Annotated in this window: 9 protein-coding genes and 2 pseudogenes; 9 read left to right on the top strand and 2 right to left on the bottom strand. The window is 61.4% G+C overall.

The features are described 5' to 3' along the window. Nucleotides 1–38 precede the first annotated feature (38 nt). Nucleotides 39–344 carry a site-specific integrase gene (locus HF916_RS08440; protein WP_168788486.1) on the bottom strand — a complete coding sequence of 102 codons (306 nt, stop codon included), beginning with the start codon at nucleotides 342–344 and terminating at the stop codon, nucleotides 39–41. A gap of 179 nt (nucleotides 345–523) precedes the next feature. On the opposite strand from HF916_RS08440, the gene HF916_RS08435 reads away from it, so the two are divergent. The 9 genes and pseudogenes from HF916_RS08435 (at nucleotide 524) to HF916_RS08395 (ending at nucleotide 10942) form a co-directional block, all read left to right on the top strand. Next, on the top strand, nucleotides 524–967 hold the full coding sequence (locus tag HF916_RS08435; protein ID WP_168788485.1) for a tyrosine-type recombinase/integrase: 444 nt from the start codon (nucleotides 524–526) through the stop codon (nucleotides 965–967). A 287-nt stretch (nucleotides 968–1254) separates the two neighbouring features. Next, the gene (locus tag HF916_RS08430; protein WP_168787613.1) at nucleotides 1255–2133 is read left to right on the top strand and encodes a tyrosine-type recombinase/integrase; all 879 of its coding nucleotides are present in this window, start codon (nucleotides 1255–1257) and stop codon (nucleotides 2131–2133) included. Between the two features lie 8 nt (nucleotides 2134–2141). Then, the gene (locus HF916_RS08425; protein ID WP_168787612.1) at nucleotides 2142–3347 is read left to right on the top strand and encodes an IS91 family transposase; all 1206 of its coding nucleotides are present in this window, start codon (nucleotides 2142–2144) and stop codon (nucleotides 3345–3347) included. A 378-nt stretch (nucleotides 3348–3725) separates the two neighbouring features. After that, nucleotides 3726–3890 (top strand): annotated as a pseudogene (locus tag HF916_RS08420) (tyrosine-type recombinase/integrase); the annotation flags it as partial. 137 nt (nucleotides 3891–4027) lie between these two features. Continuing rightward, complete coding sequence (locus HF916_RS08415) at nucleotides 4028–5476, top strand: site-specific integrase (protein WP_168788484.1); 1449 nt, start codon at nucleotides 4028–4030, stop codon at nucleotides 5474–5476. Then, entirely contained in the window at nucleotides 5473–7353 is a 1881-nt protein-coding gene (locus HF916_RS08410) for an integrase (RefSeq protein ID WP_168788483.1), read from the top strand. Before HF916_RS08415 ends, HF916_RS08410 begins: the two co-directional genes overlap by 4 nt. Next, nucleotides 7350–9236 (top strand): integrase, encoded by a 1887-nt coding sequence (locus HF916_RS08405; protein ID WP_168788482.1) that lies wholly within the window; start codon nucleotides 7350–7352, stop codon nucleotides 9234–9236. The genes HF916_RS08410 and HF916_RS08405 overlap by 4 nt, the downstream gene beginning before the upstream one ends. After that, complete coding sequence (locus HF916_RS08400) at nucleotides 9233–9595, top strand: hypothetical protein (protein ID WP_168788481.1); 363 nt, start codon at nucleotides 9233–9235, stop codon at nucleotides 9593–9595. The genes HF916_RS08405 and HF916_RS08400 overlap by 4 nt, the downstream gene beginning before the upstream one ends. A gap of 51 nt (nucleotides 9596–9646) precedes the next feature. Then, nucleotides 9647–10942 (top strand): IS91 family transposase, encoded by a 1296-nt coding sequence (locus HF916_RS08395; protein WP_240975189.1) that lies wholly within the window; start codon nucleotides 9647–9649, stop codon nucleotides 10940–10942. Between the two features lie 380 nt (nucleotides 10943–11322). Here the strand turns inward: HF916_RS08395 and HF916_RS08390 are convergent. Next, nucleotides 11323–11928, bottom strand: a pseudogene (locus tag HF916_RS08390) (IS21 family transposase); the annotation flags it as partial. Between the last annotated feature and the right edge of the window lie 569 nt (nucleotides 11929–12497).

The raw sequence follows: 12497 nt of genomic DNA, 5'->3' as shown, positions 1-12497 counted from the left end.
ACATCTAACGATTGAGCGACCAATGCCGTTGACCTTTTTCAGCGTAGCCTTAAGGCCGACCCGATATGGTTCCTGCTTCTTGGCGTGCGCAATGGGCAGTCGCACTGAGGCAGGTGTTCATCCAGAAAATAGCGGATCAGCGCTTCGTCAATCTGACTGAGTTTGATGCGTCGCTTGCGCAGCCAATAAGCAAAGTGCGCGACGCAGCACAAATACTTCCGGACGCTCCACGACGAATATCCGCGCCCAATCAAATACGTCGAATAGGCTTGATAGCTGGGTTTGAGCACGCCGTCCGTCAACCATGCCCGGGTCCGCTGCGGTAACGCGAAGTCGCTGTTCATGATACCCCTCCTCAAAAAGCCGAACTTGTCGACCTGCCTCCTGAGGAAAGCACTTTTATTATGCGCAGTCCACTACCGGTACCCGTGACCAAACACCCTTTACAAGGCGCCAAACGGACGTCCCTGGCGCGGAGCTGCGCATATTCCCGAGTTCGTCATAGTTCCGATCATGCAAATATTTGCATGAACGCAAAGAGCGCTGTACCCCCATCGCGAAATCCACTCGCGCCGTACTGAAAGCGTGGCTGCGAGAACCACAACGCGGCGATGGCGCAGTACTTTTTCCCAGCGAGCGGGGTGAACGCCTCAGTGTCCATGGTGTGCAGTACTTGCTAAACAAGCACCGCAAAACCGCGTGTGAAGTTTGCCCGTCATTGAAGCAGAAGCGGGTCACTGTCCACTGTTTGAGACACACTATGGCCATGGACCTTCTGCAATCAGGCGTTCGTCGCTCGGTCATCGCGTTGTGGCTCGGGCATGAATCGGTGGAAACCACGGAGATCTATGTCGAAGCGACCCTTGCGATGAAGGAACAGGCCCTTGCGAAAGCAACTCCGCGACGCGGCACGCCAGGACGCTTCAAGCCGACAGACGAACTCCTCGGCTTCCTGAACAGTCTTTAACCTCACCAAATTATGTCGGGTGATCGCTTGAGCGATCTGCTTGACGACCCCGCAATCTTCGGTCGATCGTCGAGGTTCAATTGTGTCACCCGACATAACCCGGAAGGGTACATAGTGACGCTTGTACTAAACCGCTGACGCGGTAGTGGGAGGAGTGCGAGAGCTGATGGCTGACGTTCATTGTCGCGGTGAGCTGACGCAGGATCCCAACGAGGGGACGCAGATACCTCCAGGAGCAGTATGTGGATGCCCAACCGGGCTCCACCACTGCTTCCAGGAGGTTAGTCATGACGCCGCTGCGCCAACGCATGTTGCACGACATGGAGATCCGTAATCTCGCCGAGAACACACAGAAGTCCTATCTGATTCAGGTATCCAGTTACGCCCGTCACTTTCACCGTTCGCCCGAACTGCTGGGCCCCGACGAGATCCGGGCCTGGCTCATCTATCTCCGGGAAGAGCGCAAGCTGGCACCCGGCAGCCTCGGCCCAACGATCGGCGCACTCCGGTTTCTCTACCGTGTGACGCTTAAGCGCGACTGGAGCGACGAGGATTTTCCCTTGCCGAGGAAGCCGTTCCGACTGCCGGTCGTCCTCAGCCTGGAGGAGATCACCACCTTCTTCGAGTCGGTCGCCAGTCTCAAGCACCGCACCATCCTGATGACCGCGTACGCCGCCGGACTGCGGGTGTCGGAAGTCGTGCATCTGAAGGTCACCGATATCGACAGCAAGCGCATGGTTATCCGTGTGAACCAGGGGAAGAACCGTAAGGATCGCTATGTAATGCTCTCCCCGAGGCTACTCGACATCCTGAGGCTGTACTGGCAGGACGCCCATCCGAAGGAATGGCTCTTTCCAGGCAGCATTCCGGGGCGGCCCATCACCCGCCATGCCGTGGGCGACGCATGCGAGCTTGCGCGCAAGCGCAGCGGCATCGCCAAACCCGTGACACCCCATTCTTTGCGGCACGCGTTCGCCACGCATCTGCTGGAAGCCGGTACTGACGTGCGCCGGATCCAGCTGCTGATGGGCCATAGGTCCCTATCGACAACGTGCCGTTACCTGAAGGTGGCCACCAGCACCGTGTGCGCCACCACCAGTCCCTTCGATCTGCTACCGCACCCTGCACCCATTCCATCCCCGCCACCTGCGCCCGAGTACTTCTGAGCGCAGTCATGCGGCCGGCGCTCGAAGTGGCGGACATTTTCCGCCAGTGTGGGCCCAGTTTCCGGCTATCCCATGCCGAGGGGCTCAGTCGTGTGCAGCGACGCGTGATGAGTGCCATCGAGCTGTGTCGTACCGCAGCGCTTGGTGCCCATCTCGAGCAGTGCGATGCATGCGGCCATCAGCGCATCAGTTACGACTCGTGTCGTAACCGGCACTGTCCGAAATGCCAGTCACTCGCCCGCGCGCAATGGCTCGAACGCCGGCATGCGGAACTCCTCCCCTCGACCGAGTATTTCCATGTCGTCTTCACGCTTCCCGAAACCATCGCCGCTCTCGCGTTCCAGAACAGGAGGACGCTCTACGATCTGCTGTTCCGCGCCAGCGCCGAAACGTTGCGCACGATCGCCGCCGATCCGAAGCACCTGGGCGCCGAGATCGGCTTCCTCACGATCCTGCATACGTGGGGACAGAATCTGCAGCATCACCCTCATGTGCATTGCGTTGTGCCGGGCGGCGGCATCTCCCCGGACGGCGAGCGCTGGATCGCCTGCCGTCCCGGCTTCTTCCTTTCCGTGCGGGTCCTGTCACGGCTCTTTCGCCGCCTGTTTCTCCAACAGCTGCGCCGCGCTTACGACGCCGGCGGGCTGCGCCTGCACGGTCAGTTCGAATCCCTGAGCGATCCCGTCGAATTCGCAGCCTGGCTTGCACCCGCGGCACGGGCGGAGTGGGTGGTCTACGCCAAACCACCCTTTGGCGGTGCCGAACACGTGCTCGATTACCTGGGCCGCTACACCCACCGCGTCGCCATCTCCAACAACCGGCTGCTCGCCTTCGACGGGCACACCGTGCAGTTCTGCTGGAAGGACTACCGGCACGAGTCCAGACAAAGGACCATGACGCTCACGGCCGACGAGTTCATCCGTCGCTTCCTGCTGCATGTGCTGCCTGACGGCTTCAAGCGCATTCGCAGCTACGGGTGGCTCGCCAACTGCCACCGTGCCGACAAGCTCGCCACCTGCAGGCAGCTGCTCGGTGTCGAGGCTCCCGCTGCTGCCGCAGCCGAGCCCGGGGAAGACTACCGTGACCGCTACCAGCGACTCACCGGCAAGTCACTGCGCGACTGCCCCGTATGTGGCAAGGGACACATGCTCCGCATCGAAGACATGCCCGGCAGCCTTCCACGAGCCCCGCCAGGTCCCACCCATGCGCGCTAGTTGCCACCGCACCTGTTTCCGTACACGTTCGCCTTTCCTGACGAGGCCAACGCGGCTGCACTCGTGCCTTCGATCTGCTGGCGCACCAGCGTACTCCAGAATGGCGGGTGATTTGCCGCTTCACGCGCACATTCCCGCTTCCTTTACACGTGATGCTTCCCACTCTCGCCGGAAGTCCGTGTCTGATCACCCCTGCAAGACATCACAAATTACCGCGGCGGTCATTCAATGCCCATAGCGGCCACCGCCTGCGGAGCGGTTTAGCACAAACGTTTTTTTGATTACCGGTCGCGGATCAGGTCCGACGACATGGCGATGCGCTGGTTGCCGCGACCGCCAACCAAAAAAACCTCTGCCTTATATCGCTGGGTAGATAAGCGGCACAGTTTTGCGACGCATCTCCTCGAACAGAAGGTGGATATCCGCGTGATCCAGGTTCTGCTCGGCCACGCCAAGCTTGAGAACACCGCACTTTATGTGCAGGTGGCCACCGACCTGCTGCATGAAGTCACCAGTCCACTGGACCGCCTGCCTCCTGGATAAGCCCATACCCTGTAGCATCTCATGCTGGAGGTTGCGGACATCTTCCGCAGCCTATGCGCAAGTCAGGGACGATTTCCTGGTACTCGCAGGCTGTGTTAAAGCGGACATCCCCACAAACACAGCAGAGGATCTGCATGATGACAGCAAGACGAACTACCATCCGGCTACTGGCACTGACCGAGGTCGTTGACCGCGACACACCCGGTTCGACGCCAGTCAGCATCACTGCACCCGAAGGCGGCACGATCTATCACACGGTCCCGCTCGCAGACCCCGACACCGGCGGGCGGCGCGACGCCCGCCCGCGGTGGATCGCAGACACCTTCCCTCTCTTTCCTGTTATCCGACTCGCTGACGGCGCACCGTGGGCCGAGGCGAACGTCTGGCTCGTCGATATGATGGAGTCGAAGTCGTCGCCCAACATGCTCACGTTCGCCAACATTGCAGACGACCTGGTGGCGTTCCGTCGTTATCTGGATGACGAATGCGTCGACTGGCTGGTGTTCCCCGTGAACAAGCGGCAACGTCCGACCTACCGCTACAGCGCCTCGATCAGGCTGGCCGTGCAGGCAGGCGAACTGTCTCCGGGCGTCGCCAGGCGTCGTATGGGCGCTGTGGTGCGCTTCTATCGCTGGCTCATGACCGAAGCAGGCTTCCGGCCCGCGAACGCGCCGTGGGTCGAATCTGAGCGCTTCATCGCGTTCAAGGACCAGAAGGGCTTCAGCAGCGTGATCGAAGTCAAGACCACGGACCTGTCGATCAGTGGCCGGCGTGCAGAAGACCCGTGGGACGATCACATTCAGGACGGCGGTCGCTTGCGCCCGCTCCCGTCTTCCGAGCAGTCAGTACTGCTGGAATCGTTGACCGCACTCGGCAACACCGAAATGACGCTCATTCATCTGTTCGCGCTGTTGACAGGTGCTCGCATCCAGACAGTACTGACCGTGCGCGCGAAACACGTGATGCGCGAGCCGGGAGAGTTTCACGGTGACGACATCCGGCTCGCCTGCGGGCCAGGTACGGGCATCGACACGAAGGGCGGCGTCAAGGGCGTGCTGCACCTGCCGCGCGGTTTCTATGAGCGGCTGTACATCTACATGCATAGCGATCGCGCGCGCAAGCGTCGCCGTCTGGCAGACGGCGATGATCACCCCGACCAGCCGCTCTTTCTGAGCCATCGCGGTGCGCCACTCTACGAGGATCGCACGTCGCGCAGCCCGGTCAGCACTGGCCCGCGCGTTCGTCGCCACGTCAAGACCGGGCAGGCCGTGCGCCAGTTCATCAGGGACGAACTGTTGCCCATCATGCGCGCGCGGCTTGGCAACCCCAGGTACGAGTTCAGCTTCCATGACATGCGCGCGACCTTCGGGCTGAACATGGTCGACTCGATGACCGCGAACGGGACGAAGTACACGCGCGCGCTCGATCAGTTGCGGCAGCTGATGTGGCACGTACAACCGTCTACGAGCGAGCGCTACCTCGCTTACCGCGATAATCGCAAACTGTTCGACGCTGTGCAGGACTCCTGGGGAGCGCACCTGTCGACGCTGGTCACGCGCACTCTCAACACCGCGGTGGCATCATGAGCCGCCAGTACGAGGAAGTGCTTATGCCGCTCGCGGAGGGCACGACGCTGCTGCACCCCGAGCGCGTGCTGCTCAGGTGGGAAGGCATGAGGAGGCGTTCCGATATTGGTCAGATCTGCTACCTGAAACGTGACACGTCAAGCTCGCACCGCACGCGACGCACTTTCGACCACTCAAGCTTCTGCAGCGAACGCGCCAGGGGCGTACGCCTGCTGGTGACGCAGCTTTCCGGGCGTATGACCCTTGGCGCGATGCGCCCGAGGACGGTCCACGGTGCTTTGCGCGGCGTGCTTGAATTCGCCAACTGGGCCGACAGGCAGGGCTTGCATCAGGCGCTCTGTGACGAGAAGGCTACCGCAGAGGCTGTTCATCACTACTTCCACGAGAAGCGCGAGCAGGTCTCGCTGGGTAACCTGAACCGAAATTCCGTCGCCAGCGATCAGCGTAATCTCTTGTCGATGCTGCGTGAGCTCTTCCGAAACGACGACTTCTGCGCTGATGCCAAGGTGTTGCGCCACCAACAGGATGCCTGGGTACCGACGGCGGTGCCTGACGCCGAGGCACAAGCCGCCCTGCTCGCATGGGCTGACGCGCTTTTCAGCAGCATTAGCGCGATGGTGGTCGACTTCCAACCGTACCCGGTGCGCGTGACCACGGTGCGAGGCGAGACTCTTTGTCTTGTTCCGCGCAACTACGGCCGTAGCGTCGGCGATGACTCGCGCAGCCTCTTTGGCTGGAATCTGGAGACAGGAGAGCCTCACACGCGGGAGGAACTCAGGACGCGGATGGTTGAGGCAGGCGCTAACAGACCGCTTGAGCGTTCGTGGAACATCGCCAGGCGTGCGGCTAGACATCTTGCGGTGGCGAACGCGGACGCGCAGTCGCCAATCCGACGCTCGCACGCTTCGATAGCAGTCTCTTGTTTCGCTGCGCTGTTTCTCGCCGAAACAGGCATCAACCTCGCGCAACTGTTGGCCATGAAGTGGAGTCCGGAGCTTGCCGCGAGCCTGCAGGATGCGTCGGTCGCGCGTCAGAAGTTTCGTGAGGTCAAGTACCGGGCAGGCGGGAAGGAGGTTACGTTCACCGTCTCGCTGAGCTTCATGCCAAAGCTCAAGACGTATCTGGCGTTGCGCGAGTATCTGGTGCAGGACGCAGACCGGGACGCGTTGTTCGTTGTAGTCGGACACCATGCCCAGCTGCGGCGGCTAACGGGTCTCACAACCCACTTTCTGGATCTGCTTTACTGTCGACTCGACACGCTCGGGATCGCGCTGACGCATATTAGCGCACGGCAGTGGCGTGCAGCAAAGCAGGATTGGGCGGTGCGCAACCACGACCCGCTCGTCGCAGCCAGACTGATGGGGCACTCGCTGGCCACGGCGCTGCGCTCATACTCAAACGGCACGGATGCTGCGCACAAGGCCGAGATGGGCGCCTTCCTCGCATCGGTTGAGAAGACCGTGCTGAAGCCCGGCAATGACCCGGCGGGCAGCATCAGGAGCGCGGTGGGCGTCTGCATCGAGTTCCGCAAGCCTGCGCCGATCGCGGCGTCGGTCACCGTACAACCTGACTGCCGCTCGACCGAAGGGTGTCTCTTCTGCGACCAGTACCGCGTGCACGCTGACGCCGCCGACATTCGCAAGCTGCTGAGCTGCCGTCACTGCGTCAGGCTCGTGAGCGGGCGTGCTGGCTCGATCGAGCAATACGACAGCTCGTTCGGCGCGGTGCTGCGGCGCGTTGGGTTCCTGTTGGATGAACTGCGCAAGCGCAACGCCGCGATGGTCGATCGCATCGAGCAGGACGTTGACGTCGCCGGGAATCTGGACGCTTTCTGGTCGGCCAAGCTCGACCAGCTTTTCGAACTGGGAATGGCATGAACAACACGTTGATTGCGCCGATCGCTGACCGCCCTGACTGGTACCGGGTCGAGGACGATACGGTCGTCACGCGCGACACGGCTGGGAACACGGTTTCGCTGTTTGGTGACGACGCCTGGGACGTCCGTGCATACGCGGTTGGGCTGCGCTGGACCCATATCAATTTCAGGGGCCACGTGCCTGACGACGTGAGCCGTGCCCTTTCAGAGGCGACTACGCGTCAGTGGAAGCAGATCATGTACTTTCTGATGCATGAAGCGACAGATACGGTACCTGCGTCCAATACGCTTCAAACTCGTTCAATATACCTGAGGGATTTCACGTTCTTTGCCGCCGCACGTCAGCTTACGCTTTACGAGGGGCTGTCCAATGTCGTCGTTGTTCTTGACTATGTCGCGCAAGCCGGGATGGAGACGAAGGCCCAGCGCCTTCATTCGATTCTGGTGAAGCTTCACCGTCTGGGTGTCGGGACCACGGGGCTGCGCGTACCGCTGGCCCAACTGCACAAGCCTCTGCTCGAACGCTACGCGCAACGTGCTGGAAGCTCACAACACCCTGTCATCCCGACGCGGATCTACCAGCACTTCCTGTCAACCTGTGAGCATGACCTCAGCGTCGCTGAGGGCGTCGCCGACATGCTGTCGGATTACCTCGCACGACTGTACGCCGACGAGAGTCCGGTTGTCCCTGCAGAGCTAGTAAGGACAACCACATACTTCGGGGGCGAGGACTCCCCTTACGTCGTGTCATCGCTTGTGGCGTCGATCAGGGCATTATGCCAGCTTGTCATCCTGTCATTCACCGGCATGCGTGCGATGGAAGCGGAGAACCTGCCGTACGACTGCCTGAGCGAGACCCGTCTGGATGGCGTGACCCACTACACCATCGACGGCATCACGACCAAGCTGTCGGGCGGTCGTCCCAGGCGCGCATGCTGGGTGACCAGCCCTCTCGCTGCCCGCGCCATCAGGCTCGCGCAACGGCTGTCGGGCGAGGCGCACCGTGCGCAAGGCGCACAAGATTACGCCGAATCGACGGATGGCTCGCACCTGCTGTTCTGCCGGATGGGTCTGCGTAGGGAGGGGTACGTGGCAAACCGGGCCGCGAATAACGTACATGACGATATCGAAGCCTTTCGTGAGCGCGTCTTCCCGACGATCACGGTCGAGGACATCGCTGAGCTGAAGCGTGTCGATATGCATCGCGCGTGGGAAGACGAGCCGAAGTACGCGGTCGGGCAGCAGTGGCCATTCACGCGTCACCAGCTTCGACGCGCGCTCGCGCTTTACGCGCACCGCAGCGGTCTCGTAACGCTACCGACGCTCAAGCGTCAGTTGCAGCACATCACGCAGGAGATGAGCATGTACTACGCCCGCGGCTCGGCGTTCGCGAAGGGCTTCATCGACGCCGACAAGACCCACTTCGCTAAGGAATGGGCCGAAGCACAGGACCTGTCGGGATACCTTGCGTACGCCGAGCAGGTACTGTTCTCTGACGAGCGGCTGTTTGGCGGGCACGCAGCGTGGACGCAGAGCCGTGCCGTGCAGGCATCGCCTGTGTCGGTCTACTCACGTGAGCAGACGGTGAGGATGTTCGGGAAGGGTGAGCTGGCGTACCGCGAGACGGTGCTGGGCGGCTGTGCCAGCGTCGAACCATGCAAGTCGACGCCGCTCGACTGGATGCATCTGGATTGCCTTGAGTCGAACTGTCGTAGCCTCGTAATCGTGCCGTCAAAGCTTCAGCGCGTGATCAAAGCGCAGCAGGCTACAGTCGGGAAGCTGCGCGCGGTCGATGAGACGAGCGTCGAATACCGTATCGAGGCGCAGACGCTGCAACGACTGCTTGACGCGCAGGAGAAACTGATCAACCCGGAGGCGGCATGAGCGACGCCATGACCGACTACTACGCCGCCCTTGAGCGACTGAAGAAGCGCAAGGGTGCGCGTATCAACAATGACACCGTGGCGATCGAGGCAGGCCGGAAGAAAGGCAGCATCAAGAAATCGCGCCCGCAGTTCACCGAACTGATCGCAGCGATCGACGCGGCCAATGCGGTAGCTGGGCGTCCGAAGCTCGAACTCACCGACCGTCTGAACCGCGCGAAGGGCGACGCAAAGGATCTGCAGGCACAGCTTGACGAATCGTTGGCTCGTGAGCTCGCACTACTGCGTCAGGTGTTCAACCTGCGCAAGGAATTGGCCGCGCTGCGTGGCGGTAGCGTCCTGCCCCTGCAGCCGCGCTAGATCGGAGCAGCCGTCTTCGCTCAAATCAGCATGTGAAACCTGCGACTGAAGATGGACATTCCGACGAACGTTGTGTCCATTTTTTCTGCTAACTTTATGGACACCCCGCAGCCTGCCGATTCCAGTATTTTCAAGGCTCCGGGTGATGTCCATTTTTTCTATCTTGCGCGTAGCAGCCGCGGCCCGCAGTACCGGCTAACGCATGCCGGTGTGCTCAGTCGCGCCCAACGGCGCGTGATGAGTGCGATCGAACTATGCCGCACCGCCGCACTCGGTGGCCATGTCGAACAATGCGATGCCTGCGGCCATCAGCGCATCGCCTTCAACTCGTGTCGCAATCGCCATTGTCCCAGGTGCCAATCGCTTGCCCGCGCCCAATGGCTTGAACACCGCCAGGCCGAACTGCTTCCCGAGGTCGAGTACTTCCATGTGGTCTTTACTCTGCCCGAACCGATCGCCGCGCTTGCCTACCACAACAAGAAAGCGCTCTACGACATCCTGTTTCGCACCAGCGCCGAGACCCTGCGCACGATCGCCGCTGATCCGAAACACCTGGGTGCCGAGATCGGCTTCATCACGCTCCTGCACACCTGGGGGCAGAACCTGCTACATCATCCGCACGTGCACTGTGTGGTGCCGGGCGGCGGCATCGCCCCGGACGGCGAGCACTGGATCGCCTGTCGCCCCGGTTTCTTCCTGCCCGTGCGGGTCCTCTCGCGCCTGTTCCGGCGTCTGTTTCTCGAACAGCTGCGCCGTGCCTTCGACACGGGTGCGCTGCATTTCTACGGCAAGCTTGAACCGCTTGCCGACGCCCAGGCGTTCGCCGCCTTTCTCGCACCGGCCGCACAAGCCAAGTGGGTGGTCTATGCGAAGCCTCCCTTCGGCGACGCCCGGCACGTACTCGACTATCTGGGCCGCTACACCCATCGCGTCGCCATCTCCAACAACCGGCTGATGCGCTTCGACGGCGACGATGTCACCTTCCAGTGGAAGGACTACAAGCATGATGCCGCGCACAAGACCATGACGCTCAACGCCGACGAGTTCATCCGCCGTTTCCTGCTGCATGTGCTACCTGACGGGTTCAAGCACATTCGCAGTTACGGCCTGCTGGCCAATCGCCACCGCGCAGCCAGACTTGCCACCTGCCGCCGGCTACTCGGCGGCGTCGCCCCCGCGCAAGAAACATCCAGCTTAACGGAAGACTACCGTGACCGTTACCAGCGACTCACCGGCCGGTCATTACGCGATTGCCCCGCCTGCGGCAAGGGCCACATGGTGTGCATCGAAACCTTTCTGCCCGGCGCACTGCCGCGTGCACCTCCACACATTCACCATGGTCACTGATCCGCTTTGGCGCGACTACCAATCACGTTTCCATTCATTCCTGGTGGCGACTCGCCCGGGCTTGCGTCATCGAGTCTTCGCCGTATACCCACGACCCGGAATCTACGTCATTCATCTCGTCAGAACCACGTTTGCACCACCGTCGCGTCACCGTCGACTCCGCTTCATCGTCGCGCGGTGCCCGGCTAACGTGCGTGGCGCGCGCTGAATGACCGCAGCGACGATTCAATGCCCATACCACGACCGCCTGCGGAGCGGTTCAGCACAAACGGTTTTTTAGTTACCGATTGCGGTCCGACCTGTACGGACTCGCTTATACGTCTGTAGCCGCAATCGCTAACCAAAAAACCCTCTGCCAAATCACCAGCTGGCGATTTTGCCGGCACGCCACCATAAAACGCCAGGGCGCGCCCCGTCGAGTCGAGCCAGTCGGCCATCGTTTCGCGTTCGGTGGCGCAGGCGAACGTATAGCTGGATGCCCCCATCGCGGCGACGTAGATATGGGCGCGACCGCCATCGGCCAGGGCGAGAGTCGGGCCGGCGAAGTCGATGAACAGCTTCTCGCCGCCGCGGTGGATCTGCCGCATGGAGCGCTTGAGCCGTTTGGCGAAGTGCCGGTAGTTCTCACAGAACTGCGAATAGCCGTAGGTCTGGCGCTCGGCGTATTCGGCCCGGTACTCCTCCCACAGCAGCATGAGCGTCACGCCCTTGCGTCGCAGTTCGTGATGGATGCGCCCGAAGTCGGGCTGCACATGGTGACGCGGCTTCTCGGGGGAGGCCAACAGGCGCCGCTCCAGCGTCACGTCGTCGAGCGACTGGACAGCGGCCCAGTCCAGCCCGGCTGCAGCGGCCAGGCCGACATATTTGGTCACGACGCCTTTGGACAGATCGAGGGCGGCAGCGATCTGCTCGTGAGACAACCTGGCGTCAAGTTTCAGACGCAGTACTTCCTTGATCTTACGCATAGCGATCCTCGTTGCGGGCATGCTTGTCCCAGACAAAAAATCTGGCAGCGTACCCGTCGGGGTTGTGGATATGCGTAACACCATTACGGCGCTGTACGACACCATTCCGGTATCGTGACCGCCGATTCCGGCATCGTGACCGCGGATTCCGGAAAACCCGGGAAATCGGTCACGTTCGCCCGGAATGACCGGTCACGATCAATCGGAATGCTCGGTCACGTTCGTCCGGAATCGTCGGTCACGTTGGGCCGGAATACCCACTCATGCATCCGCCGTTACCATCCGCTACAGCATGATCCGTTAGCCTGAAACTCAACTACTGCTCGACGCGATAGCAAGACGAGGTCGGACCGAACGGGAGAAGAACCCGACGATTCTGTTGGCGAATCATCATCGCACGCGGCGTATCACCGCGCGCCTGCTCGCCGGTTTTCAAATAGGGTTCTCCTGTGCGGCTCATATCGTGGCCGGCCCGATACGTTTCGGGCCACAAGGCCGTTTGCAAAGACGCAGTCTGTTCCTGGTATTGCTTCGAAGCGCGAGCCTTAGCTGACAACGGAGAAGTGATATGACCGCCCAACCAACTGGAC

It is taken from the genome of Paraburkholderia aromaticivorans, from assembly GCF_012689525.1.
Classification (GTDB): Bacteria; Pseudomonadota; Gammaproteobacteria; order Burkholderiales; family Burkholderiaceae; genus Paraburkholderia; species Paraburkholderia aromaticivorans_A.
Note: the sequence above shows the minus strand (reverse complement) of the source record. Positions and strands in the feature narration are given on the sequence as shown.